The sequence below is a fragment of the Sphaerimonospora cavernae genome (assembly GCF_042435035.1).
In the GTDB taxonomy this organism is placed as follows: Bacteria; Actinomycetota; Actinomycetes; order Streptosporangiales; family Streptosporangiaceae; genus Sphaerimonospora; species Sphaerimonospora cavernae.
This window is the reverse complement of the sequence record NZ_JBHMQT010000050.1, coordinates 31,392-57,300: the sequence shown is the minus strand read 5'-3', so window position 1 is coordinate 57,300 and position 25,909 is coordinate 31,392. Positions and strand designations below refer to the sequence as shown.

General features: G+C 69.4%; 19 protein-coding genes. 10 read left to right on the top strand and 9 right to left on the bottom strand.

The genetic code is table 11. The features are described 5' to 3' along the window. Positions 1-17 precede the first annotated feature (17 nt). Both ACFHYQ_RS22795 and ACFHYQ_RS22790 read left to right on the top strand, forming a co-directional pair. A complete protein-coding gene (locus ACFHYQ_RS22795; RefSeq protein WP_394303165.1) occupies positions 18-1,220 on the top strand; it encodes a cytochrome P450 in 1,203 nt (400 codons plus the stop codon). A gap of 9 nt (positions 1,221-1,229) precedes the next feature. After that, positions 1,230-1,424 carry a ferredoxin gene (locus ACFHYQ_RS22790; protein ID WP_394303164.1) on the top strand — a complete coding sequence of 65 codons (195 nt, stop codon included), beginning with the start codon at positions 1,230-1,232 and terminating at the stop codon, positions 1,422-1,424. 264 nt (positions 1,425-1,688) lie between these two features. On the opposite strand, the gene ACFHYQ_RS22785 is transcribed toward ACFHYQ_RS22790, so the two are convergent. The 4 genes from ACFHYQ_RS22785 to fbaA all read right to left on the bottom strand — a co-directional run bounded on the left by ACFHYQ_RS22785 (position 1,689) and on the right by fbaA (position 5,742). Next, on the bottom strand, positions 1,689-2,615 hold the full coding sequence (locus tag ACFHYQ_RS22785) for a glycerophosphodiester phosphodiesterase family protein (RefSeq protein WP_394303163.1): 927 nt from the start codon (positions 2,613-2,615) through the stop codon (positions 1,689-1,691). Positions 2,616-2,764: 149 nt separating this feature from the next. Continuing rightward, positions 2,765-4,048 carry an adenylosuccinate synthase gene (locus ACFHYQ_RS22780; protein ID WP_394303162.1) on the bottom strand — a complete coding sequence of 428 codons (1,284 nt, stop codon included), beginning with the start codon at positions 4,046-4,048 and terminating at the stop codon, positions 2,765-2,767. A gap of 129 nt (positions 4,049-4,177) precedes the next feature. Beyond that, complete coding sequence (locus ACFHYQ_RS22775; RefSeq protein WP_394303161.1) at positions 4,178-4,600, bottom strand: DUF3151 domain-containing protein; 423 nt, start codon at positions 4,598-4,600, stop codon at positions 4,178-4,180. 119 nt (positions 4,601-4,719) lie between these two features. Next, entirely contained in the window at positions 4,720-5,742 is a 1,023-nt protein-coding gene (fbaA, locus tag ACFHYQ_RS22770) for a class II fructose-bisphosphate aldolase (protein ID WP_394303160.1), read from the bottom strand. A gap of 155 nt (positions 5,743-5,897) precedes the next feature. Here fbaA and ACFHYQ_RS22765 point away from each other — a divergent pair, with 155 nt between their 5' ends. Next, positions 5,898-6,578, top strand: coding sequence for a DedA family protein (locus ACFHYQ_RS22765; RefSeq protein WP_394303159.1), 681 nt, complete (start codon positions 5,898-5,900; stop codon positions 6,576-6,578). 46 nt (positions 6,579-6,624) lie between these two features. Next, positions 6,625-7,113: a hypothetical protein gene (locus ACFHYQ_RS22760; protein WP_394303158.1), complete on the top strand. Its 489-nt coding sequence runs from the start codon at positions 6,625-6,627 to the stop codon at positions 7,111-7,113. Here ACFHYQ_RS22760 and pyrE read toward each other — a convergent pair. After that, on the bottom strand, positions 7,091-7,627 hold the full coding sequence (gene pyrE / locus ACFHYQ_RS22755; RefSeq protein WP_394303157.1) for an orotate phosphoribosyltransferase: 537 nt from the start codon (positions 7,625-7,627) through the stop codon (positions 7,091-7,093). The two genes, ACFHYQ_RS22760 and pyrE, sit on opposite strands and share 23 nt — an antisense overlap. Positions 7,628-7,759: 132 nt before the next feature. Here pyrE and ACFHYQ_RS22750 point away from each other — a divergent pair, with 132 nt between their 5' ends. Both ACFHYQ_RS22750 and ACFHYQ_RS22745 read left to right on the top strand, forming a co-directional pair. Continuing rightward, positions 7,760-10,345: a hypothetical protein gene (locus ACFHYQ_RS22750; RefSeq protein ID WP_394303156.1), complete on the top strand. Its 2,586-nt coding sequence runs from the start codon at positions 7,760-7,762 to the stop codon at positions 10,343-10,345. 195 nt (positions 10,346-10,540) lie between these two features. Continuing rightward, a complete protein-coding gene (locus ACFHYQ_RS22745) occupies positions 10,541-12,016 on the top strand; it encodes an NYN domain-containing protein (RefSeq protein WP_394303155.1) in 1,476 nt (491 codons plus the stop codon). Between the two features lie 251 nt (positions 12,017-12,267). Here the strand turns inward: ACFHYQ_RS22745 and ACFHYQ_RS22740 are convergent, their stop codons facing one another. Continuing rightward, positions 12,268-12,912: a response regulator gene (locus ACFHYQ_RS22740; protein WP_394303154.1), complete on the bottom strand. Its 645-nt coding sequence runs from the start codon at positions 12,910-12,912 to the stop codon at positions 12,268-12,270. A gap of 3 nt (positions 12,913-12,915) precedes the next feature. Continuing rightward, positions 12,916-17,127, bottom strand: coding sequence for a HAMP domain-containing protein (locus ACFHYQ_RS22735; protein WP_394303153.1), 4,212 nt, complete (start codon positions 17,125-17,127; stop codon positions 12,916-12,918). 160 nt (positions 17,128-17,287) lie between these two features. Here ACFHYQ_RS22735 and ACFHYQ_RS22730 point away from each other — a divergent pair, with 160 nt between their 5' ends. Continuing rightward, on the top strand, positions 17,288-18,826 hold the full coding sequence (locus ACFHYQ_RS22730; RefSeq protein WP_394303152.1) for a PP2C family protein-serine/threonine phosphatase: 1,539 nt from the start codon (positions 17,288-17,290) through the stop codon (positions 18,824-18,826). A 3-nt stretch (positions 18,827-18,829) separates the two neighbouring features. On the opposite strand, the gene ACFHYQ_RS22725 is transcribed toward ACFHYQ_RS22730, so the two are convergent. Beyond that, a complete protein-coding gene (locus tag ACFHYQ_RS22725) occupies positions 18,830-19,666 on the bottom strand; it encodes a putative RNA methyltransferase (protein WP_394303151.1) in 837 nt (278 codons plus the stop codon). Between the two features lie 90 nt (positions 19,667-19,756). Between ACFHYQ_RS22725 and ACFHYQ_RS22720 the strand changes: the two genes are divergently transcribed. After that, positions 19,757-20,482 carry an MBL fold metallo-hydrolase gene (locus tag ACFHYQ_RS22720; protein WP_394303150.1) on the top strand — a complete coding sequence of 242 codons (726 nt, stop codon included), beginning with the start codon at positions 19,757-19,759 and terminating at the stop codon, positions 20,480-20,482. Between the two features lie 62 nt (positions 20,483-20,544). Here ACFHYQ_RS22720 and ACFHYQ_RS22715 read toward each other — a convergent pair whose 3' ends face one another. Then, a complete protein-coding gene (locus ACFHYQ_RS22715; RefSeq protein ID WP_394303149.1) occupies positions 20,545-22,803 on the bottom strand; it encodes an MMPL family transporter in 2,259 nt (752 codons plus the stop codon). 306 nt (positions 22,804-23,109) lie between these two features. On the opposite strand from ACFHYQ_RS22715, the gene ACFHYQ_RS22710 reads away from it, so the two are divergent. Both ACFHYQ_RS22710 and ACFHYQ_RS22705 read left to right on the top strand, forming a co-directional pair. Then, positions 23,110-23,343, top strand: a complete 234-nt coding sequence (locus ACFHYQ_RS22710; RefSeq protein WP_394303148.1) for a hypothetical protein — start codon at positions 23,110-23,112, stop codon at positions 23,341-23,343. A gap of 21 nt (positions 23,344-23,364) precedes the next feature. Then, positions 23,365-25,728 carry an ATP-binding protein gene (locus ACFHYQ_RS22705; RefSeq protein WP_394303147.1) on the top strand — a complete coding sequence of 788 codons (2,364 nt, stop codon included), beginning with the start codon at positions 23,365-23,367 and terminating at the stop codon, positions 25,726-25,728. The last annotated feature ends 181 nt before the right edge of the window (positions 25,729-25,909 follow it).

Here is a 25,909-nt window from a genome sequence, read left to right as displayed (position 1 = left end):
CTTTACAGGAGCGTGTCATGACAGAGGCCATTCCTCGCCGGGAGACCCTTCCCATCACGCGTGAGCGCCCCCTCGACCCGCCGGACGAGCTGGGACGATGGCGGGAGGAGGCGACCGTCCGCCGGATGACCTACGCGGACGGCCATGAGGGGTGGGTGGTCACCGGGTACGCCGCCGCTCGCGCCATCCTCGCCGACCCCCGCTTCTCCAACCGCCCCGAGTTGCTTCATTCGCCGTTCCCGAATCGCCCGATCAGACGCGAAGACCTGGAGCGGATGCCGCCGGGCTTCTTCATCCGGATGGATCCCCCCGAGCACACCCGGTACCGGAAGCTGCTCACCGGCCAGTTCACCGTGCGCCGGATGAAGCTCCTGGAGCCCAGGATCGCGGAGATCGTCGCCGACCACCTCGACGCGATGGAACGCCACGGCCCTCCGGTGGACCTGGTGCCGACCTTCGCGCTGCCCATCCCCTCCCTGGTGATCTGCGAACTGCTCGGCGTGCCGTACGGCGACCGCGAACGGTTCCAGCGTGACTCCGCCGCGCTGCTGAACCTGGAGACACCGCTCGACGACGCGCAGGCCGCCCTGGACGACCTGTTCGCCTATCTGCACGAACTCGTGCTGCGTAAGTCGACAGAGCAGGGAGACGACCTGCTCAGCGGGCTGATCTCCGCCGGTGAGCTGACCGACCGGGAGATCGCCGGCATGGGGCTGCTGCTGCTCATCGCCGGGCACGAGACGACCGCCAACATGCTGGGGCTCGGTACGTTCGCGCTGCTGTGCGACCCGGCGCAGCTCACGGTGATGCGCGATGACCCCGGCAGCGTCGAGAACGCGGTCGAGGAGTTGATGCGCTACCTCAGCGTCGTCCACCTCGGCCTGATCCGGGCCGCCCTCGAGGACGTGGAGATCGACGGCCGGTTGATCCGCGCGGGGGAGTCCGTGCTGCTTTCGCTGCCCCTCGTCAACCGCGATCCCGAACGGTTCGCCGATCCCACCGTGCTCGACCTCGCGCGGTCGGCGCACGGCCATCTCGGGTTCGGCCACGGGGTCCACCAGTGCCTGGGGCAGCAGCTCGCCCGGGCGGAGATGCGCATCGCGTTTCCCGCCCTGCTGCGCCGCTTCCCCGGGCTGCGCCTGGCCGTACCACCGGAGGAGGTCCCGATGCGGGCCGCGATGGCGATCTACGGCGTGCATCGCCTTCCGGTGGCCTGGTAGGAGGTGAAAATGAAGATCAACGCGGATACCGGACGATGTGTGGGCGCCGGGATGTGCGCCCTCACCGCGCCCGCGGTCTTCGATCAGAGCGACGACGACGGCACGGTGGTGGTGCTCGACCCCGAACCGCCGGAGGCGCTGCGCGCCGCGGCCGAGCAGGCCGTACGGCTCTGCCCGTCAGGAGCCCTGTCCATCACCGAGTAGCCCCGGAGCCCCCCTCCGTGCGTGATCTTGCAGTTTCTCGCAGGCGGGCCCGCTGAGCTGCGTTTATGCTTGTCGTGATCTTGTAGTCGTGAGTGCAAGATTACGAACAGTGTTTTCGCTGGTCAGAACATATGGCTACGAGAAACTGCAAGATCACAACACACGAAATCCCTGCTCGCGGCCCTGATGTGCGAGTATTCGCAAGATCACGGGCGTGAGGGGTGAGGGGTGAGGGGTGAGGTGAGGTGAACTGAATCCTCGGGTTTATGCGACCACCGGGCGGAGGGGGCTGACCGGCTCGGCGAGCGGCAGCTTCCGGGCCTGCCAGAGGCGTCGCATGCGGTCGGGATAGTCGGTGACGACGGCGGAGACGCCCAGTTCGATGAGCCGGCCGGCCTCCGCGGGGTCGTTGACCGTCCACACGACGACCGGGAGGTCGTGCCGGGCCGCGTCGGCCATGAGAGCGGCGTCGACGATCCTGCGATCGGGGGACAGCGTGGTGGCGCCGACCGCGGCCGCCGCTCCGGCGACTCCGTCAGCGAAGTCGGATGGTCGCAGCCCGTTCATCCAGACCGGGTACATCGTGTCCCGCTCGACCAGGGCGTACCGCCGTTCGGTCATCGGCCGGGCGGCCTCGAGGATCCGCCAGTCGAAGCTGAGGATGGCCGACCTGGACAGCCGGTCGTGCCGGTCCAGCTCCGCGACCACGAGCTCGGTGAACTTACCCGGGTCTGCCGACAGGTCGGGACGGGTGGGATCGGACTTCAGTTCGACGTTGAGCCGCACGTCGTCCGCGCCCAGCGCCCCGATCAGGCCGAGCACCGCGCCGAGCGTCGGCATCCGGGTGTCCGGCAGCGGCACCTGGGTCATGGCGAACTGGTCGTCGGGCCGCTGCGGCAGCCGTACGCCGACGTCCAGCGTGCGCAACTGGGGCAGCGTGAGCGAGATGATCGGCTTGCCGACATAGGGGAACATCTCGTCGCTCGGCGCGGCCATGCCGGTGTCCGCGCTTGTCACCGACGAGACGACGAGGTCGTGGGTGAGGACGATCTCGCCGTCGGCGGACATGGCTACATCGAACTCCAGCGCGTCCACCCCGAGTTCGAGCGCGAAGGCCAGGCCGGGGAGTGTGTTCTCCGGTCTGAGCCCACGCGCCCCTCTGTGACCATGCAGCTCAACTTTTTCAAGCACAAGGGCAGACCCTACTGGGTCGCCCGCTCAGTGCCGCGCATTACCGTCCCATACGGCGTGGTCGTACGGGACTTTACCGGACGGGGCGCCGCACCTGGGACGCATGCATACTGGATCCAGCCGTACGTGACCCCGACGTGGCGAGAAACTCAGACGAGGGAGCGGAGCTGCAGCGTCTGGGTCCGGCCGGGACCGACGCCGATGGCGGAGATCGGGGCGCCGCTCATCTCCTCGAGCGCCCGGACGTACGCCTGGGCGTTCGGCGGCAGATCCTCGAAGGTCTTGGCACCGGTGATGTCCTCCTGCCAGCCGGGCAGCTCCTCGTAGATCGGCTTGGCGTGGTGGAACTCGGTCTGCGTCATCGGGATCTCGTCGTGCCGCACGCCGTCGACGTCGTAGGCGACGCAGACCGGGATCCGCTCCAGCCCGGACAGCACGTCCAGCTTGGTGAGGAAGAAGTCGGTGACGCCGTTGATCCGCGTGGCGTAGCGCGCGATGACCGCGTCGAACCAGCCGCAGCGGCGGTTGCGTCCGGTGGTGACGCCGAACTCGCCGCCGGTCTGGCGCAGCCACTCGCCCTGTTCGTCGAGCAGTTCGGTCGGGAACGGCCCGGAGCCGACGCGCGTGGTGTAAGCCTTCAGAATGCCGATTATCCTGGTCAGCCGGTTCGGGGGGATGCCCGAGCCGGTGCAGGCGCCGCCGGAGGTGGGCGAGCTCGACGTGACGAAGGGGTAGGTGCCGTGGTCGATGTCGAGCAGCGTGCCCTGGCCGCCTTCGAGCAGCACGACCTTGCCCTCGTCGAGCGCCCGGGTCAGCACGAGCGAGGTGTCGGTGATGTGGGGGCGCAGCCGCTCGGCGTAGCCGAGGTACTCCTCCAGGATCTTGGCCGGCTCCAGGCCGCGGCGATTGTAGATCTTCGTGAGAATCTGGTTCTTCTCGGTGAGCGCGGCCTCGATCTTCTGGCCGAGGATGCCCGGGTCCAGCAGGTCCTGTACGCGGATGCCCATGCGGGAGATCTTGTCGCCGTAGGTAGGCCCGATGCCCCGCCCGGTCGTACCGATCTTGGACTTGCCGAGATAGCGCTCGGTCACCTTGTCGATGGCCTTGTGGTGGGGCATGATCAAGTGGGCGTTCGCTGAGATCAGCAGGCGGTCGCAGGTGATCCCGCGTTCGGCGAGGCCGTCGATCTCGCTGAGCAGCACACCGGGGTCGATGACGACGCCGTTGCCGATGACCGGCACGACGTCAGGTGACAGCACCCCGGTCGGCAGCAGATGCAGCGCGTACTTCTGATCGCCGATGACCACGGTGTGGCCCGCGTTGTTGCCGCCCTGGTAGCGCACGACATAGTCGACGTCGCCGCCCAGCAGGTCGGTGGCCTTTCCCTTGCCCTCGTCGCCCCACTGGGCGCCCACGAGAACGACAGCCGGCATGGTCCCACTCCCGAGCACAAATGGAAAACCCCTGACGCAAGCGCGGCAGGGGCTCTTGCAACCAGAGACTATCCCAGGCCCCGCGGCTCCGGGGACCTGGGATGATCGGGCGTTGCCGTTGGAAACCAGTCAGGGCGCGCCGTTCAGAGCGTCGGCGGCGGTCGCGCTGCTGTCCCGCAGGAACTGGGAGCAGCGCTCGGCCTCGTCCTTCTCTCCGATCGCCTGCGCGGCCCGTGAGAGCGCGAACAGGCATCGCAGGAACCCCCGGTTCGGCTCGTGCTCCCAGGGGATCGGGCCGTGGCCCTTCCATCCGGAACGCCGGAGTTGGTCGAGCCCCCGGTGGTAACCGGTGCGCGCGAAGGCGTACGACGTCACCGCGTGGCCTGCCGCGAAGTAGTCCTCGGCGAGGGTGGCCCAGGCCGCCGGGTAGGCGGGGAAGCGCGCGGCCACGTCGGCCGCCTTCGTGCCCGCCTCCAGCATCTCGCGGGCCTCGGGGTGGTCCGGCAGCCGGGTGGGCAGCGGACCGGCAAGGAGGTTCTCGTGCGATTCCATGTGCACAGTCTCACCTGTGGAGGGCACGAAAGTAACGGCTGGTCCCAGTGACGTTCACCGCGTTCACGCGGAAACGGAAGATCGTCGAAAAATCCTCCGTTTCCGCGTGACCCGCCTGCTTACTTGAGCTTCGTGCCGGCGGACTTCAGGTGCCGGCACGCCTCGACGATCCGGGCGGCCATGCCGGTCTCGGCGGACTTGCCGTACGCGCGGGGGTCGTAGGCCTTCTTGTTGCCGACCTCGCCGTCGACCTTCAGGACGCCGTCGTAGTTCTTGAAGATGTGGTCCACGATCGGCCGGGTGAAGGCGTACTGGGTGTCGGTGTCGATGTTCATCTTCACCACGCCGTACGAGATCGCCTCGTGGATCTCCTCGAGTAGCGAGCCGGAACCGCCGTGGAAGACCAGGTCGAACGGCTTGTCCTTGCCGTACTTGGCCCCGACGGCCTCCTGGATGTCCTTGAGCACGGACGGGCGCAGCTTGACGTGACCGGGCTTGTAGACGCCGTGCACGTTGCCGAAGGTCGCGGCGAGCATGTAGCGGCCGCGCTCGCCCAGGCCGACGGCCTCGGCGGTGGCGATGGCGTCCTCGGGCGTGGTGTACAGCTTCTCGTTGATCTCCCCGACGATGCCGTCCTCCTCACCGCCGACGACACCGATCTCCATCTCCATGACGATGCGAGCCGCGGCGCACTTCTCGATCAGCTCGGCGGCGATGGAGAGGTTCTCCTCAAGCGGTACGGCGGAGCCGTCCCACATGTGGGACTGGAAGAGCGGGTCCTGGCCCCGGGAGACCCGCTCGCGCGAGATCTCGATGAGCGGGCGCATGAAGCCGTCCAGCTTGTTCTTCGGGCAGTGGTCGGTGTGCAGGGCCACGGTCACCGGGTACTTGTCGGCGACGACCCGGGCGTACTCGGCCAGCGCCACCGACCCGGTCACCATGTCCTTCACGGTCGTGCCGGACAGGAACTCGGCGCCGCCGGTCGAGACCTGGATGATCCCGTCGCTCTCCGCCTCGGCGAAACCGCGGAGCGCGGCGTTCAACGTCTGGGACGAGGTCACGTTGATCGCCGGGTAGGCGAAGCCCCCCGCCTTGGCCCGGTCGAGCATCTCGGCGTAGACCTCTGGGGTCGCGATAGCCATCGGTAGTCATCTCCTCTTGGACGTTAACCCGGCGATGCCCAGTATCCCGAAGGTCACGCCGCGGAGGAAAGCGGCACCGCCGTCTCCCGCGAGGTGCGCACGGAGCGCCTGTTTCGCTTGACTCTCGGCTGATACGCGACGGGTAGGCTCACCTCGTGGACGTCCTCCTCGATCTACTCGACCCGAAGTGGTGGCTGGGCATGCTCGGCGCCTTCGCCACGATCGGCGTCATCGCCATCGTGTTCGCCGAGACCGGCCTGCTCATCGGGTTCTTCCTTCCGGGCGACTCGCTGCTGGTCGCCGCGGGCATCTTCAGCGGCGCCGCCGCCGCGCGGAACCTGGGCATCGAACCGCTGTCGCTGCCCGTGCTGCTCGTCTGCACGCCGCTCGCCGCCATCGCGGGGGCGCAGCTCGGCCACTATCTCGGCTCGAGATTCGGCCGCAAGATGTTCGACAAGCCGGACTCCCGGCTGTTCAAGAAGGAGCACGTCGACAAGGCCGAGTTCTACTTCGAGAAGTTCGGCCCGGCCAAGGCCGTCGTCGTCGCCCGGTTCATGCCGATCGTCCGCACCTTCATGAACCCGGTCGCCGGGGTGCTGGAGATGGACCCGCGCCGTTTCTTCCTCTGGAACGTCGTGGGCGGCGTCGTGTGGGTCGAGGCGCTGCTGGTGCTCGGCCACTTCCTCGGCACCAGGGTCGAGAACATCGACAAGTACATCCTGCCCGGCGTCTTCGTGGTGGTGATCCTGTCCATCCTCCCGATCGTCAGGGAGGTGCTGAAGAACCGCAAGGCCACCCGGATCGAGCCGAAGGGCCGCCATCACGCGCCGAAGTGACCCATCGGCACTGAGACAAGTCTCACACCCGCTACCCTTCCACAATGTGGGACGGCACAGGTCTGACCCGATGGGCATCACCAGGCTGGCATTCGTCGGCCTGGCGGTGTTGCTGCTGGTCGCGCTGATCGTGATCGGTGCGCGGGCGCTGCTGTCCGCGCTCGGCTCCGGCGACGTTCCGGAGCCCGCCCCGTCCTCAAGCGCACCCGCCAGCGCTCCCACGACCCCCGCGGAGTCGGCGCGACCGCAGAGCACGGGGACTCAGAACACGGGGACTCAGAACACGGGGGCGCCCACCGTACGGATCGTCTGCGAGGCAGACAGTTGTCCGGTCTTCGTCCGGGTGCCCGGCGGCGACGTGCTCATCGACCGCGACCTGACCCAGGATGAGCAGGCGTCCTATTTCGAACCCGAACTCGACGTGGTCCTGGGTGACGGGAGCGCGGTCCAGGTCTTCGAGAACGGCAAACCCCGCGCCACCGGCAAACCCGGCGAGCGCGAATCTTTCAAAGTCACACGAGCCCGAGATCACTGAGGCTGAAGGCCGAGCGGTACGGCAGGCCGGTCGCGGCGAGGTTCTCGTCGCCGCCGCGGTGCACGATCGTCGCGATGCCCACGACCTCGGCGCCGGCCTCCCGCAGCGCCTCGACCGCGGTCAGCACCGAGCCGCCCGTGGTCGTGGTGTCCTCAACGGCCAGCACGCGCCGCCCGGCGACGTCCGGCCCCTCGACCCTGCGCTGCAGGCCGTGCGCCTTGCCCGCCTTCCGTACGACGAACGCGTCCAACGCGCCGCCGCGTGCGGCTGCCGCGTGCAGCATCGCGGTCGCCACCGGGTCGGCGCCCAGCGTCAATCCTCCGACGGCCTCGTAGCCGAGGTCCTCCGTGAGATCCAGCATCACCCGGCCCACCAGCGGCGCGGCCACCGCGTCCAGCGTGATGCGCCGCAGGTCCACGTACCAGTCGGCCTCCTTGCCCGACGAGAGCACGACCCGGCCGTGCACGATTCCCTTTTTCTTGATCTCGTCAAGGAGGCTGTCGCGGTCGCTCATGGTGCTCAGCGTACGGCCTGGCGATGACGTGTCGGACACCTGTCGCTCCGGGTAAACCGGCCACCTCGGTTTAGGCATGCCGCGGAGTGCGGAATTAATGGCCTTGCAACGCCCGGTAATCGCGAGGTCACGATGAGTAGACAAGCCCGGCAAACTGACATCGAGTTGCTGGAGGCCGTACAGGCCGGCAGCACCGCGGCCTACGGCGTGCTGTACCAGCGGCACGTGGGCGCGGCCCGGTCCCTGGCTCGGCAACTCGTGCAGGGCGAGGACGAGGTCGAGGAGGTGCTGGTCGAGACCTTCGCCCGGGTCCTGGACATGATCCGGTGCGACGGCGGTCCCGCCTGCGCCTTCCGTCCCTACCTGCTGATGGCGATCCGGCGCTACCTGGCCATCGGTGAGGTGGACCTGGCGCATCCGGGTCACGTCCACGTGGACCCGGAGCTGGCCGGGCTGGAACGCTCGGCGATCGCCCGGGCCTATCTCGCGCTGCCCGAGCAGTGGCAGATGGTGCTGTGGCATGCCGAGATCGAGGGCACGGGGCTGGGGGAGATCGGCTCGTTCCTCAACCTTTCCGCGAAAGGCACGGCGGCACTCGTCGCGCAGGCCCGTGCGGGACTCCGGCAGGCTTACCTCAGGCTCCACGAGGACGCCGGACCCGACGAGGAGTGCCGCCCGGTCCTGCCCAAGATCGTGCAGTACGTCGAGGGCGGCCTGCCCAAGCGTGATGCCGGCGGAGTGGACGAGCACGTCGCCGGGTGCATCGACTGCCGGTCGGTGTACCTGGAACTCGCGGACGTGACGCAGGGATTGCGGGCGATCGTCGGTCCGCTCGTGGCCGGGCCGGCCGTCGACGACTACCTCGCGGACCTCGCTGCGGCGGGTGACGGGGTGGGCGTCGAGCCGCGGGGCGTACCCGTGCTCTCCCGGCTGCCCACGCCGTACCGCGCCGTCATGGCGGGCGCGGCCGCCGCCGCCCTGACCCTGGGCATGTTCCTGCTCGTCTCCGGGCCGGCCGTCAAGAAGCCCCTGGCGAGGGGAGAATCGGCTCTGCTCCCGTACCCCGCTTCCGGCTCACCCGCGGGCACTCCCGCCGCCGAATCCGATGCCTCCCTGTCCGCCGCGACCGGCACCGCCGGTTCGCAGGCGACGGGGTCGCAGGCCACCGGTTCGCAGGCGACCGGATCACAGGCGGTGGGTTCCCAGGTCACCGGGTCGCAGGCGGTGGGTTCACAGACGGCCGGGTCGCAGGCGGTGGGTTCGCAGACGACGGGTTCGCAGACGACGGGGTCACAGACGACGGGGTCACAGACGACGGGGTCACAGACGACCGGGACCCGCGCTCGGGAGGATCGACCGGCACGAGTGCTCGGCAAGCCTGGACGGGCCGCCCCGCCGGTCACCCGTCAACAGGTGCGGCGGCAGACGTCGCCCACGGCCCGGACGGGCCCGACGAATCCGAGGGAACCGGGGGCCACGCGGCCCGCGCTGGTCGCGAGCATCGCCCCGCTCGGCGCGCTCGTGCCGGCCAGACCCGGGATCGTCGCCCTTCGGCTTCGCAACCCCGGTACGGCTGCCGGGCAGGGCGTCACGGCCACGGTACGTCTGCCGCGGGGCGTCACCCCGACGGACTCCGGCACGCGGGACGGCTGGACCTGCCGTACGGCCGGGCAGCGCGTGCGATGCGCTCACCCGGGACTCGCCTCCGGTGAGAAAAGCACGCTCTTCCTGCCGGTGAACGTGGCGGCCGATGCCCCGAAGGGCGAGGGACTCGGGGCGTCGGTGCGGTCCGGCTCGCTCGAGACGGTCGCCAAGTCGGATTCGGGGGTACGGGACGCCGGCGCCGCGGCCAGGTTCGCCGCGACGGGCCGGGTGCTGACCCGGACCATCGGCAACGCGCTGCTGGGCCGCGTCGCCAGACGCCCGGACTGCGCACCCGCCGACTCCGGTGAGCCGCGGGCAGGCGGCCCGGGCGTGGCGGTGCCGGTCGACCTCGACGACGATCCGGTCACGCGCACCTCGAGTTGCGCCCGCCTCGACCTGCCCACCGGGAGCAGGGTGCTCTGGGCGGGCCTCTACTGGTCGGCGATCGGCCAGGAGAGCGCCCGAAACACCGGCGATGCCCGGGCCTCCGGCGCCAGCCAAAGATCCGATTCCGGTCGAGCGGTCAGGGTCCGACCTCCGGGCGCCCCGAGTTATCGGACGATCGAGGCGACGGAGGTGACCCACCGGGACCGGCGCACCGGCTACCAGGCGTTCGCGGACGTCACCCCCATGGTCCGTGAGGCTCGCGGGGGCCGTTGGTGGGTCGCCGACGCTCCCACCGGGCCGGGGGCCGCCAGACAGGCCGGATGGAGCCTGGTCGTGGTGGCCGAGGACAGGCGGCAGCCGTACGGCACCGCGACGGTCCTGGACGCGGCCTCGGTGGGGAGCGGTGAGATGACGAAGATCCCGCTTGACGGTCTCGCCGCCGACACGGCGCCGGCCAGAGTCGATCTCGTACTGTGGAACGCGACCGGCGCGGGAGACGGCGTGGCGACGTTGAGCGACCGGTCGCGGGTGGGTGCCGGTCATCGAGGCAGACGAACCGGTGTATCGGCGGTGGCGGTGGACACCTTCCAGACGCTTCTCGGCCGCCACCCGGTGCTCCGGCTGAAGACCAGGCGGGAGGGGCTCCTCTTTGGAGTCGCCGCGATCACCACCCACACGTGGTCCTAACCTCCTGACCATTGGAGGGAAGGCAAAAACGGGGCAAACTGGTACGGTCTGCGTTAAGCACTGCGACGTCAGGGGCGTCGGCTGAATCGCCGGGAATCGCCTCGCGCGATCTACCCGCTTCACTACCCTGATAGAGCCACGTAGGAAGGGCGGTGTCACGTGGATCGGTGCGCGCTGTTCGTTGACGCTGGCTACTTGCTGGCGGACGGCGCGATGGCCGTGCATGGGACCCGCCATCGTGAAGCCGTCACCTGGGACTATCCCGGTCTGCTGCAGTTGCTCACCAGCCTGTCGCGTGAGCGTACCGGCCTGCCGTTGCTGCGCTGCTACTGGTACGAGGCGACTGTTGAGGGGCGCCGGACGCCGGAACACGATGTGCTGGCCGACATCCCGGGCCTCAAACTGCGCCTGGCCCGGATCCGGCCCGGACGTCGTGAGGGCGTGGACGCCCAGACGCATCGCGACCTGATGACCCTGGCTCGTAACAACGCGATCTGCGACGCCGTCGTCGTCAGCGGTGACGAGGATCTGGCCCAGGTGGTCAGCGATGCCCAGGATCTCGGCATTCGTGTCACCGTCATGCAGATCGCCGCCGAAAGCGCCTGGGCGGCATCTCGGACGCTGCGGCAGGAGTGCGACGACCTCATCGAGATCGGCGCCGGTCACCTCCGGCCGTACATCACCATGATCACTAGCGCCGATCCCGGTGGTCCGCTGAGTGGCAACGGTCAGCACCGCCACCAGCAGGCGGCGAGCAACGGCCAGGCACACGGCAACAGTCAGGGGCACGGCAACGGCCAGGCGCACAGCAACAGTCAGGGGCACGGCAACGGCCAGGCGCCGCATGCCAACGGGTCACAGGGGAGCGGGCGGCCCTCGGGCGCGGCGCACGCTCGCCCTTCACCGCCCACACAGTCCTCACAGCCCGCGCTGCCGCCGGCGCAGCCGTCGCCGCCCGCGCAACTCCCGCCGGCCCCGCCGCCCGGCCCGGCCCAGCCCGCGCTGCCCGCCGGCTCGTCCGGTCCCGCCCGCTCGTCCGGCTCTGCGCCGCCCTCCAACCCGACCCAGCCCTCGACCTCGGCCCACTCGTCGACGCCCGTAGAGGGTTCGCCGTCCGGCTATCCGGGGTTGGTCTCCGAGTCGCAGTCGCCGCCGTCCCAGGGGCTACCTCAGCGGGCGCGCCATCAGCCCCAATCGGCTGCTCCGCCGCAGGCTCCGCCATCCCAGGGCGCGTCGTCGCAACATGCCTCGTCACAGGAGATGTCGCAGGGGACGCCGCAGGGGATTCCATCCCAAGGTGTTCCGTCCCAGACGCCGATGTCCTCCCCTTCGCAGCAGTACGGGGGCGGTGGGAGCTACTCGCCCGCGCTTGGGCCGTACACAGGGCCGCACCCCGCTCCTGTGCCGCCTCAGTCCGCGGCCACCACGACCCTCGCCGAGGCGGTGCAGGCCGCGCACAAGGAGGGCCATGACTTCGGCGATTCGGTGGCGCGCGATGCTCCCGCCCTCTGGTTGGAGGCGGTTCTGGCGCGTAAACCCCGCATGCCGTCCGACCTCGAGGCGCGTCTGCTGCAGGGATCATCGCTGCCGATCGACTTCCTGCTCCACGACGAGGTACGTCACGCCCTCCGCCGCGGCTTCTGGGACGCACTCGAACGGGCACGCCACTAGATCGTGTCCCGTGATCGTTATCCCCCCACCCCCTACCCCGTGATCTTGCAGTTTCTCGCAGACGAGTCATCTGACCTGCGCTTTTCCCATTCGTGATCTCGCAGTCGTGAGTGCAAGATCACGGGCGGTGTTTTCGCTGTTCCGGGCAGGTGCCTGCGAGAAAATGCAAGATCATGGACGATGAAATGCCTGGTCGCGGCACACATGTGCGAGTATTCGCAAGATCACGGTCCTGGGGGTGGGCGTGGGGGTCACTGGAGGGCGTCGAATCCGGCCCGAAGGTGCCTGATCCGTTCACTGAGCTCGGCGATCGCCCCGTTGAGCGTGCTGTCTCCCGACTTGTCCGCGATCTCGCGGACCCGCCGGAGTTCGTCTTGGACGGCGACGATCCGGTTGGACAGCTCGGCCAGTAGGGACACCTGGCCGACGCCCCCGGTGGCCCCGGCACCGCCCGACACCTCGGACGCCAACCGCTCGCGAAGCAGCGCCGACTGCTCGGCGAGACGCTGGTTCATCGTGTAGAGCTGTACGAACACGGCGACCTTGGCCCGCAGGACCCAGGGATCGAAGGGTTTGGTCAGGTAGTCGACGGCCCCGGCGGCGTACCCCCGGAAGGCGTAGTCGGGGGCGCTGTCTACCACGGTCAGGAAGATGATCGGGATGTTGCGGGTACGCTCCCGCCGCTTGATGTGTGCGGCGGTCTCGAAGCCGTCCATTCCGGGCATTCGCACGTCGAGGAGGATGAGCGCGAAATCGGATGACAGCAGGGCCTTGAGCGCTTCCTCGCCGGATTTGGCCCGCACCGGGACCACGTCCAGCGAGCTGAGGATCGCCTCAAGTGCGATCAGATTCTCTTCGCGGTCGTCAACGAGGAGGACCTTTACGCGATCAGCCATCGATCACTCCCCTTCGTCGGTCTCATGAGGCCCTGTGTTCGAGGTCGACCGTGGCCGTTCCGCCACGTCGGAGCGGCCACGCATCAGCCAGCCGCGGAGTCGTTCCAGGAGCCGGTCGACGTCGACCGGCTTGGGCACGTAGTCGGATGCTCCGGAGGCGATGCTCTTCTCCCGGTCTCCGCGCAGGACCTTCGCGGTAAGCGCGATGATCGGAAGTTCGGCGAACTGGGGCATCTGCCTGATCGCCGAGGTGGTGGCCCAGCCGTCCATCTCCGGCATCATGATGTCCATCAGGACGAGCGCGACATCCTCGTTGCGTTCGAGTTGTTCGATGCCCTCGCGACCGTTCTCGGCGTAGACCACGGTCGAGCCGTGCCGTTCGAGCACGCTGGTGAGCGCGAACACGTTGCGGATGTCGTCGTCCACGATAAGGATCTTGGTTCCGATGAGCGGGTCATCGCCCTGCCAATCCTGCCCGTCCAGCACCGGCATGATCTGGGGAGACGGCAGTTCGGTGGGCATCGGGATCTCCGGGCGGATCTCCTCCGCCTCCAGAACGGGCACCGAGACACGGTGATCGGCCGCCGGGCCGCCCCCGGTGGTGGCCCCGCCGTCGGGTGACGCGAGCGGTCCCGAGTAGACCATCGGCAGGTAGAGGGTGAACGTGCTGCCCACCCCCGGCGCGCTGTCCACGTGGATCTCTCCGCCGAGCAGCCGGGCGATCTCACGGCAGATCGACAGGCCGAGGCCGGTGCCGCCGTACTTGCGGCTCGTGGTCCCGTCGGCCTGTCGGAACGCCTCGAAGATGACCTCCAGCTTGTCCGGGGCGATGCCGATGCCGCTGTCCACGACCTTGAACGCGACGACGCCCTCCAGACCCTGGAGCGTCTCGTCGACGTACGACACGTCCCGCGGAGCCGGGGTGACCTCCAGCCGCACCTGTCCCTTGGGGGTGAACTTGACGGCGTTGGAGAGCAGGTTGCGCAGCACCTGCTGCAGGCGCTGCTCGTCCGTGTGCAGCTCGTTCGGTACGTCCGGGTCCACTGTGACGGCGAACGACAGCCCCTTGTCCTGGGCGAGGGGCGCGAAGGTGGCCTCGACGTAATCGACCAGCTTGGGCAGCGAGAGCTGCTGCGGGTCGATGTCCATCCGCCCCGCCTCGACCTTGGACAGGTCGAGGATGTCGTTGATGAGCTGGAGCAGCGCGGAGCCCGCCCCGTGGATGGTCTTGGCGAACTCGACCTGCTGCGCGGTCAGGTTGCCGTCGGTGTTCTCCGTCAGGAGCTTGGCGAGCACGAGCAGGCTGTTCAGCGGGGTGCGCAGCTCGTGGGACATGTTGGCGAGGAACTCGGTCTTGTACCGCGAGGAGACCGCGAGCTGCTCGGCCCGCTCCTCCAGCGTCCGCCTGGCCTGCTCGATCTGGAAGTTCTGGATCTCGATGGCCCGGTTCTGCTTGGCCAGCAGCGCCGCCTTGTCCTCCAGCTCGGCGTTGGACCTGCGCAGCTCCTCCTGCTGGCGCTGCAGCTCGTCGGAGCGCTCCTGCAGTTCGTGGGCGAGCCGCTGCGACTCCGTGAGCAGGTCCTCGGTGCGGGAGTTGGCCATGATCGTGTTGGTGGTGACGCCGATGGTCTCCACGAGCTGGGTGAGGAAGTCGAGGTGGACCTCGCTGAACTGGGTGAACGAGGCCATCTCCAGCACGCCGAGGACCTTGTTCTCGAACGGGATCGGCAGGACGACGATCTGCGCCGGCTGCGACCTGCTGAGACCGGTCTCGATGGTGATGTTCTCGCCGGGGATGTTCTCCAGGATGATCGGCTGGTCCCCGAGGGCGGCCTGGCCGACGATGCCCTCGCCGAAGGCGAAGCTCTGCCGGGGGCTCGAGCCCGGCTGGATGCCGTACCCGGCGATCAGGTTGAGCTCGCCGTCCACCACCAGGTACGCGGCGCCGTGGCTGGCGGAGACGAGCGGGGTGAGCTCGCTCATGATCAGCCTGGCGACCTCGAACAGGTCGCGGTGGCCCTGCATGAGGCGGGAGATCCTGGCCAGGTTGGACTTGAGCCAGTCCTGCTCCTCGTTGGCCTTCGTGGTGGCCCGCAGGTTGGCCACCATAGTGTTGATGTTGTCCTTGAGGTCGGCGAGCTCGCCCTCGGCCTCGGCCGTGACCGACTGGGTCAGGTCGCCGCGGGCGACCGCGCTGGTCACCGCGGCGATCGCGCGCACCTGTGTGGTGAGGCGGGCGGCCAGCTCGTTCACGCTCTCGGTGAGGCCCTTCCAGATGCCCTCGACGCCCTCGACCCGGGCCTGGCCGCCGAGGCGGCCCTCGGAGCCGACCTCCTGCGCCATTCGGGTGACCTCCGAGGCGAACGAGGAGAGCTGGTCCACCATCCGGTTGATCGTGGTCTTCAACGCGAGGATCTCGCCCTGGGCGTCGACGTCGACCTTGAGGGTCAGGTCGCCCTTGGCGACCGCCGTGGTCACCTCGGCGATGTCGCGCACCTGATAGGTGAGGTTGTTCGCCATCGAGTTGACGTTGTCGGTGAGGTCCTTCCAGACACCCGACACACCGCGGACCCGGGCCTGGCCGCCGAGGCGGCCCTCGGTGCCGACCTCGCGGGCGACGCGGGTGACCTCGTCGGCGAAGGCGGACAGCTGGTCCACCATCGTGTTGAGGGTCTCCTTGAGCTGGAGGATCTCGCCCTGGGCGTCGACGGTGATCTTCTTGGTGAGGTCGCCGTTGGCGACGGCGGTGGAGACGGCGGCGATGTTGCGCACCTGGGAGGTGAGGTTGTTGGCCATCGAGTTGACGTTGTCGGTGAGGTCCTTCCAGACGCCGGAGACGCCCCGCACCTGGGCCTGGCCGCCGAGCTGGCCATCGGTGCCGACCTCGCGGGCGACGCGGGTGACCTCGGAGGCGAAGGAGGAGAGCTGGTCCACCATCGTGTTCATGGTGCTCTTCAGCTCCAGGATCTCGCCCTGGGCGTCGACGTCGATCTTCCGGGTCAGGTCGCCGTTGGCGACGGCCGTCGTGACCTGGGCGATGTTGCGCACCTGGTAGGTGAGGTTGTTGGCCATCGAGTTGACGTTGTCGGTGAGGTCCTTCCAGACGCCGGAGACGCCCCGCACCTCGGCGCGGCCGCCGAGCCGGCCTTCGGTGCCGACCTCGCGGGCGACGCGGGTGACCTCGTCGGCGAAGGCGGACAGCTGGTCCACCATCGTGTTGAGGGTCTCCTTGAGCTCCAGGATCTCGCCCTGGGCGTCGACGGTGATCTTCTTGGTGAGGTTGCCCTGGGCGACGGCGGTGGAGACGGCGGCGATGTTGCGCACCTGGGAGGTGAGGTTGTTGGCCATCGAGTTGACGTTGTCGGTGAGGTCCTTCCAGACGCCGGAGACGCCCCGCACCTGGGCCTGGCCGCCGAGTTGGCCTTCGGTGCCGACCTCGCGGGCGACGCGGGTGACCTCCTCCGCGAACGCGGAGAGCTGGTCCACCATGGTGTTCACGGTGTTCTTCAGTTCCAGCATCTCGCCGACCGCGTCGACGGTGACCTTGCGGCTGAGGTCGCCCCTGGCGACCGCGGTGGTGACCTCGGCGATGTCGCGCACCTGGGCGGAGACGCGGGCCGACATGGTGTTCACCGACTCGGTGAGGTCTCGCCAGCTTCCTGCCATGCCCTTCAGGTTGGCCCGGCCGCCCAGCCTGCCCTCGGTGCCCAGATCCTTGGCCACGCGGGTCACCTCGGAGGTGAACAGCGAAAGCTGGTCCACCATGCCGTTGATGGCCTTGCCGAGCCGCCTGACCTCGCCGCGTGAGCTACGGTCCAGTTCTATCTTGCGGGACAGGTCTCCTTTGGCCACCGCGTCGATGACGTCCGCCGCGCCGCTGACGGGGGTGACCAGCGCGTCGATCAGATCGTTGACCGCTTCCACGCTCTCGGCCCACAACCCCACGCCGGGGCCGGGGCTGAGCCGCTCGCTGAACCTGCCCTCTTTCGCGATCTCCCGACGGACCCGGGCCAGCTCGTTGGCCTGGTGCTCGCGCCGGTCGGCCATCTCGTTGAGCAGCAGCCGAATCTCGCTGAGGACACCGGGCGGGGCGTGCGGCACCCGCCTGCGGAAGTTGCCGTCCCGCCACATGACGAGTGTTTCCACGAATGGCATGAGATCGGATTCGGTGTAGCCCCGCTCCGTCCCAGCCGCCTCGACGTTGGCGGACGCCATCTAGCCTCCTTCACCCCGCGGGGGTTACGCGACCAAGACCCACATGTACGGCGACCAAGACGTACAGCCATCCAGCCGCGGACTCCTTGTCAGTCTGTCACGTTCCGCCTAATGCGACGTCCCCTTGTTTACTCCAGTAAGCGAGAATGTGGTATGCACGATGACGGTGAATAATTCTCCTCGTGCCGTCCTCGCCGCGTCCTTCACGCCGGGCGAGACCGCCGTACCCGACGCCAAGCGGTTCACCCGAGAGGTGATGACCGCTTGGGCCGCCATGTCCGTGAACGCCGAGGCCGAGCGGCTGGCGGCCGAACTGGTGGCGGGCGCACCGGATGAGCCGTTCGAAGTCGTCTGGATCCATCAGGGCGACAGCGTACAGATAGAGGTGCGGGAGAAGTCGGAGCAGGCCGAGTTCGGCTCGCCCGCCGGAGCCGCATCCTGGGGCGTCACGTTCACCCCCTCGCTCCGGAACCGCTGGGCCCGGCTGAAGCTGCCGGGCGGTGAGGTGCAGTCGGCGGACGAGTGGATCGCCGAGGCCGCGCGGGGGCCGGGCTGGCTGGGCTTCCTCGCCGACGCGAGCGAACTGCTGGCCGGCACGCTGAACCCCGACATGGTCCCCGCGATCATCGCGCAGGTCGTGGTGCCCCGGCTGGCGAGCTGGTGTGCCGTCTACACCGCCGCGCACGCCACCGGGCCGCTGCGGCTCGCCTACCTGTGGCATGCGGACGAGACGCAGATCGACGGGCTGCGCGAGCGGCTCGCCGACGCCCAGATGCCGTCGGAGGACGGCCCCGTGGTGCTGCACGTCGACGGCTGGCAGTCCCTGGCCTTCCCGCTGACCGCCCGGGGGCGGCAACTCGGGGTGATGTGCCTCGGCCGGCACGACCGGTTCCCCGACGAGGCGATGCAGCTCGCCGAGGACCTCAGCCGCCGCGCGGCGCTCGCGATGGACAACGCGCGCCTGTACGCCCAACAGGCGGCGGCGAACCGGGCGCTCCAGCGAAGCCTGCTGCCGCCCGACGAGCCGACGACGCCCGGGCTCGACTTCCACGTCATCTACGAGCCCGCCGGCGAGACCAACGAGGTCGGCGGCGACTTCTACGACCTGTTCCCGGTCAGCGAGGGAGTCTGGCGGTTCGCCATCGGCGACGTCTGCGGCACCGGCCCGGAGGCGGCGGCCGTCACCGGCCTCGCCCGTCACACGCTGCGGCTGCTCGCCCGCGAGGGGTACGGCGTGGCCGCGGTCGTCGGCCGGCTCAATCACGCCATCCTCGAAGAAGGGGAGCGTGCCCGGTTCCTGACCCTGCTGCACGGGGAGATCACCCGCGTCGAGGGCGGGCTCACCATCCACCTGGTCTCCGCCGGTCACCCCGAGGCGCTGCGACTGCGGCCGAGCGGCGCCGTCGATGTGGTCGGCTCGCCCCAGTCGCTGCTGGGGGTCTTCCCGGAGGCGGAGTTCCGCGCCGAGAGCGCACACCTGGGGCCCGGCGACGTGCTCCTGGGGGTCACCGACGGGGTGACGGAGCGACGGTCGGGCACCCGGCTCCTCGACGATGACGGCGGACTGTCCAGGCTGCTGGCGGAGTGCGTCGACCTGTCGGCTCGGGCGGTGGCCGAGCGGATCCGCCGTGCCGTACAGGATTTCTCGCCCGAGCCGATGTCCGACGATCTGGCCATCCTCGTGCTGCGCGCGCCCTGATCGCTAGCTCCTCTCGCGTACGGCCCACCGGGTGATCTGGAAGGACGCCGTCACCTCCACCGGGTCGGGGAGGTCGGCGATGCGCCCGGCCAGTTCGTCGGGCCGGGTGTGCCAGGCGCTCGGGCCCATTTCCACCACCGAGGCGACCGTCGCGTGGCGGAGCGTCAACCCGATCTCGATCACCTCCTGTACGGCTCTGGCGAACCTGCCGCCCAGGGTCTCCTCGACGCGGCGGTCCTTGTCCTCGTCGACGGAGAGCAGCCCGAGCCGCTCCACGAGAGGGCGGAGATGTCCGGCGGTCGGTGTGACGATGATCAGCGTGCCGCCGGGGCGGAGGATCCGGGCGAACTCCGCGGCGTTGCGCGGTGCGAAGACGTTGAGCAGCACGTCCACGCAGCTGTCCCGGACGGGCAGGCCACGCCACACGTCGGCGGCCACCGCGCCGATCAGGGGATGGGCGCGCGCCGCCCGTTTGAGCGCGTGCTTGGACACGTCGAGGGCGATGCCCGCCCGGCCGCTGGCCCCCTCGCCCAGGACTCCGGCCAGGTAGTGGCCGGTCCCGGCGCCCGCGTCCGCCACCACCCCGGCCTCTCCGGCGATCTCGGCGAGGCGGCGGGTGAGCGGCGCGTAGTGACCCGCCGACAGGAACTCCGCCCGGGCGGCGACCATCGCGGGGGTGTCGGCCGTGCCCGCCGCGGCCGATCCGGTCAGCATGTTGACGTAACCCTGTCGCGCGACGTCGAAGCTGTGTCCTCGCGCGCAGCGGACCGAGCCCGCGGTGAGAGATGTGGTGGTCCCGCACACCGGGCAGATCAGGTAGTCGATGATGTCCGAGAGCACCCGCTCATATTGGCGTACCGCATGGCGCCTTGGCGTGCAGGGCCTGAAACGCGCGCGACGGCTGTCGGTCCCGCGCATTACGGTGGTCGGATGCCGCATGAGTCGAGGATCGTGGCGGATGTCGAGATCATCCCGCTCTGCGATGCCGTCGGGCCGATGGGGGCGGAGATCCGCAAGCCGCTGCCGGAGATGTTCCCCGGTGCGTCCTTCCCCGATGACGCCGAGTGGGTGCTGCACTTCCACTGCTATCTGCTGCGGGCCGCGGGCCGTACCGTCCTGGTGGACACCGGGATCGGTGGTACGGACTCGCCGGCCGCGAGCTGGGCGCCGGTGCCCGGGAGGATCGGCGGGGAACTGGCCGCCGTGGGAGTGGAACCGGCCGATGTCGACGCGGTCGTGCTCACCCACCTGCACAGCGACCACGCGAGCGGCTGCGTCACGGGCGGTGTCCCCGCCTTCCCCAACGCCCGCCACCTGATCCAGCGGGCCGAGCTCGACTGGGTCTCCGGGCAGATGCGTGAGCAGGTGGTGGCCCCCATCGAGGACCTGGTCGAGGTCGTGGACGGCGACGCCGAGGTGTTCCCCGGGATCCGCCTGCTGCACACCCCCGGCCACACGCCCGGACACCAGTGCGTGGAGGTGGGGGACCTGGTGTGCAGCGGCGACGTGCTGCACCACCCCGTCCAGCTCGCCGACCCCACGATCACCTACGTGTACGACGCGGACCCCGAGGAGGCCGTCCGCAGCCGCATGGCGATTCTCGCCCGCGCCGCCGTGCTCGCCCCCGCCCACTTCGCCGAACCGTTCTCCCCATGACAGCAGGGCCCGGCGCCGGGGTGGACGGGCCGCCCGAGCGCCGGGCCGTACAGGTGGGGAGATCAGCCGACCAGGACCGGCTCCCGCTCCGCGGGTGCCGGAGCCTCCTCCTCGGGCTCCTCGCCGTGGGAGAGCTGGGGAAGCCAGCCGAGCCAGCGCGGCAGGTACCAGTTCCACTGGCCGAGCAGCTTCATGGAGGCCGGCAGCAGCACCGCGCGGACAATCGTGGCGTCGATCAGGATCGCCGCCGCGAGCCCGATGCCGAGCTCCTTGAAGGTCAGCAGGGACAGCGTGGCGAAGGTGGCGAACACCGCGACCATGATGAGCGCCGCGCTGGTCACGACGGCCGCCGTGCTCGTGATCCCGACCGTGACCGCCTGCTCGGTGCGCATGCCCTTGTCGTACGCCTCCCGGATGCGGCTGAGGATGAAGACGTGGTAGTCCATCGACAGGCCGAACAGGATGACGAACAGGAACAGCGGAACCCAGTCGGTGATCGTCCCGATGGAGTGGAAGCCCAGGAGGCTGTCGCCGTGCCCCTCCTGGAAGACCAGCACGAGCACGCCGTAGGCCGCCGCGACCGACAGCAGGTTGAGCAGGATCGCCTTGATGGCGATCACGAGTGAGCGGAACGAGATCAGCAGCAGGATGAAGGCGAGCAGCAGGACGAAGCCGAACACCAGCGGGAGGGTGCGGCTGATCTGGTTGTTGAAGTCCATCGAGGCGGCCGTTCCACCGGTGACGTGGGCGCCGGGGAGTGTGGCGGGAACGACCTTCTCACGCAGCGTGTGGACCGCGTGCTCGGAGACCTCGTCGGTGCCGGACCCCTTGATGCCGATGGCGATCTTCGCCACCGTCTTGTCCGGGTTGACCGTCACGTAGAAGGGCTCGTTGGCCTCACCCGTGGCCAGGGCCTGCCGCTTGAACTCCTCGATCTTGGCGGTGAACTGGGGGGTCGTGACGTCGTCGGCCTTGACCACGACCACGGCCGGCTCGGTCCCGCCGGGGAAGGCCTTGTCGATCCGTTTGAAGGTCTGCGCGATGGCGTAGTCGCCCTGCAGGTCGTCGATGGTCTGGGGGCCGGTCTTCAGGCTCAGCGCGGGGATCGCCAGCGCGACCAGCAGGCCGCTCGCGATGATCACGGACACGAGCGGGTGGCGCAGCACCGGACGGAGGATGGCGGCCCATATCCGGCTCTGCCCGCCGCGGACGCCGAGCACGCGCCGCCAGGTGACGCGGCCGCGCGTGGCGACCCGGACCGTGCCGTGGATCAGCCGGGCGTCGATCTTGTCGCCGATCAGCGAGAGCAGCGCCGGCAGCACGGTCAGCGAGCCGACGACGGCGGTCAGCACCACGAGGATCGTGCCCTCGGCGAAGCCCATGAAGACCCCGCTTCCGGTGAGGAACATGCCGGCCATGGCGACGACGACCGTGATGCCGGAGATCAGTACGGCACGGCCCGAGGTGGCCGCCGCGATCTCGAGGGCCCGCCGCTTGCCGAGCCCCTTCGCGCGTTCCTCACGAGCCCGCATGATGTAGAAGAGCGAGTAGTCGACGCCGACCGCGAGGCCGATGAGCAGCATGACGTTGCTGGTCGCCGAGTCCACGTGCAGGAGCTGGCTGGTGAACGCGAGCAGGCCGGTGGCGGCGACGATGGCCGTCATCGCCAGGGCGACCGGGACCACCGCGGCCAGCAGCGCGCCGAAGGCGGCGAGCAGGATGCCCAGGGTGATCGGAATCGAGAGCTGCTCCGCGCGGACGAAGTCCTTGTCGATCGCCTCACCGATCATCTTGTTGGCGCTCGCGCCGCCGGCCTCCTCGATCCGCAGGTCCGGGTGTGACCGCTGGACTCCGGCCACCGCGTCGAGCACCGGCTCGATCCGGTCGGTGGCGGTGGCGCCCTCGCCCTTCATGTCGAACTGGACCAGTGTGGTGCGCCGGTCCGCGGTCACCGGGGACGGCTGCTCGTCATACGGCGTGCGCACGTTCTCGACCTGGCCGGTCGCCTCGACCGCGCTCTTCACGTCCATCACGGCCCGCCGGAAGGCGGCGTCGGTCACGGTGAGCGACCCCGTGCGGGTCTGCACCAGCACGACCTCGCTCGCCACGTCCTTGAAGTTCGCCTCGTCCAGGGTCTGGCCCGCCTGGCGGGAGTCCCCGCTCAAGCTCTCATAGCTCTTCATCTTCTCGGTGCCGATCGCGTTCCCCGCGAATGTCGCGACGGCCACGAAAACGATCCAGATGAGCAGCGCCCACCAGCGGTGGCGGGCACTCCAACCGCCGACCGAGGCGGCGAAGTTCTTCTTCCGGCGTTCCATCATCACTCCCTTATCTGCGCTTCAACGGTAGAAAGCGATCACGGCGGGAGCATCGGACGTGAAGACCAAATCGGGGTAGTGCTATTGACGTACGGCCCTCGTCCTTGAGGGCTAGGGGACATCCCCCATGCCTTCCTCCGGGATCTCCCGCACGAAAGGGGGGATCACCTCAGGCCGGGGATGTCGGCCCAGGTCTCGGTTAGTTTCCCGTGTTCGTGGAATGTGAGGAGACGACGCCCGATGCGTGTTTCGGGGAGGTACGGCTCGGTGTCCGAACGGCCGTACAGGTGAACGGGCGGAGGTGATCGCGTGGCGAACGACGAGTCCGAGCTGAAGAGCCGGCTCGAAGAGGTGGACGCGAGGATCGCGCGGCTGCGCCGGGAGACGGTGCAGATGCGGGAGGAGATCGGGCAGAGCTGGGACGCCCCGACCGATCCCGCGGAGCGCGCGGTCCTGCTGACCAACGTGGAACAGCAGGAGGCCCTGATCGGCAACCTGCAGAACCGGCGGGAGCAGATTCTGCGCCGCCTGAGAACAAACTGATCCAGGGCGGCGTGAAGCACCATGGCCGCGGGGTCGGCGAGGGCGGTTAAGCGAGGACAGAACGGGCTGCCCGTCGAGGTCACCGGTTTCGTCGGGCGTCGGCACGAGGTGGCCGAGGTCAAGCGCATGCTGTCCACGTCGCATGTGGTGACCGTCACCGGGGTGGGCGGGGTCGGCAAGACGCGCCTGGCCACCCGCGTCGCGCTGGACGTGCGCCGGGCCTTCCCCGGCGGCGTGTGGCTGATCGAGCTCGCGACGCTGGATCGGCCAGAACTCGTCGTCCAGACCGTGGCGGAGACCGTCGGCGTGTCGTCGCGGGTGTCGTCGCGTCCCACGGTGGAGGTGCTGATCGAGCACCTGGCCGGCCGCAGCGTGCTGCTGGTCCTGGACAACTGCGAGCATCTGCTCGCCGAGTGCGCCGTCCTCGTGGACACGCTGGTGCGTGCCCTGCCGGACCTGCGCATTCTCGCCACCAGCCGGCAGGCGCTCGGGATCGGGAGCGAGCAGACGGTCGATCTCGGGCCCCTGCCGCTGCCGCCGTCGACCGGCGCGGTCGGGTCGCCGCTGTTCGCCGAGCCGGTGGACGAGTCCGACGCCGTCCGGCTGTTCGCCGAGCGGGCGGCGGCGGTCCTGCCCGGATTCCAGCTGACCGAGGCCAACCGTGAGACCGTCGCGGCGATCTGTGAGCGGCTCGACGGTCTTCCCCTCGCGATCGAGCTGGCGGCCGTACGGCTGCGCGCGCTGTCAGTGGAACAGGTGCTGGAGCGCCTGGACGACTGCTTCCGGCTCCTGACCTCGGGATCGCGGGCGGCGCAGACGCGTCAGCGGACGCTTCGTGCGTCGATCGACTGGAGTTACGACCTGTGCACGGAGGCCGAGCGGCTGCTGTGGCAGCGGGTCTCGGTGTTCCGCGGCGGGCTCGACCTCGAGGCCGCCGAGGAGGTCTGCTCCGGCGACGGCATCGCCGGGGAGGACGTCCTCGACCTGATCAGCGGGCTGATCGAGAAATCCGTACTGATCAGGGAGGAGCGGCAGCGGGCCGGGGTGCGTTACCGCCTGCTCGACACGATCCGTGCCTACGCGGCGGAGCGGCTCGCCGAGTCCGGCGAGGAGAACGCACTGCGGCGGCGGCACCGTGACCATTTCCGGCGGCGGGCGGCGCGGGCGCGAGCCGAGCTGTTCGGCCCCGATCACGTCGTCACGTCACTGCGCCTACGTGAGGAGCAGCCGAACATCCGGGCGGCCCTCGAATGGTCCTTCGACGAACCCGGCGAGGCGCGCGCCGGCCTGGAGATGGCGGCGGATCTGCTCTATCACTGGCGGGTCGGCTACCAGGTGGGCGAGGGCCGCCGCTGGTTCGATCGCGGCCTCGCCCTCGACTCCGAGCCGGGCGAGGTCAGGGCCCGTGCGCTGGCGGCCGCCGCCTGGCTCGCCGTCATCCAGGCCGAATATGAGCCGGCCGCGGCCATGCTCGCGGAGAGCGGGGCCATCGCCGAGCGTCTCGGCCTGAAGCACGTCCTCGCCTACGTGACCACGTACTCCGCGATGGTGGCGATGGGCCGAGGGGAGATCGACCGGGCTCTCCGGCTCTATCGGGAGGCGGCGGACGACCACCGCGCGGCGCGTGACCCGGTGGGCCTGGCGGTCGTGCTCAACCGGCTCTGCCTGGTGTACGGCCTGCGGGGCGACGACGACCGCGCGACGGCCGTCGGGCAGGAGAGCGTGACGCTCTGCGAGAAGCACCGGGAACAGTGGCACCGCGCGTACGCGATGACGGCGCTGGGCCTCGAGGCCTGGCGGCTGGGCGATCTCCGGCAGGCCACGGCGCGGGAGCAGGAGGCACTGCGGTGCCTGGACAGGCTGGATGACCTCCCCGGGGCGGGGATCAGCCTGGAGGTGCTGGCCTGGACCGCCGTGAGCGAGAAGCAGTTCGAGCGGGCCGCTCGGCTCTTCGGCGTGCTCGACAGGGTGTGGCAGGCGGTCGAAGCGTCGATGTCCGAGTTCGGCTGCCTCAGGCGCTATCACGATGAATGCGAGGCACTGACGCTGGAGGCCCTGGGCGAGACGGCGTTCCGAGCCGCCGTCAAGCGCGGGGCCAAGATGTCGTACGGCGAGGCGATCCGCTACGCGTTGAAGGAGGAGTCGCCCGAGCGGACCGAAACCGCCGGGGTTCCGGGACGCCTGTGGCCGTTGACCCGTCGTGAGTCGGAGATCGCCGAACTGGTCGCGCAGGGGCTGAGCAACAAGGACATAGCGGCGGCGCTGGTGATCTCGCAGCGCACCGCGGAAGGGCACATCGAGCACATCCTGGACAAGCTCGGCTTCAACTCCCGAACCCAGATCGCCGCCTGGCTCAGCGGGCGGACCAGGGACGAGGCCTCCTGATCACAGGGGACATCTCAGAGACCGCCGGCGGGATCGGCGTCCTCGACGCCGGACCTGGGGGACCACGGCCTCCGCCGGCCACATGACAGTTATCACGGCCGGTTGGTGTTAGTTGTGCCTTCCGCCGAAGGTCGTCTCGGGCGAGTCTGAACCTGCAACAAGGGGCAGCGAGCAGTCCAGA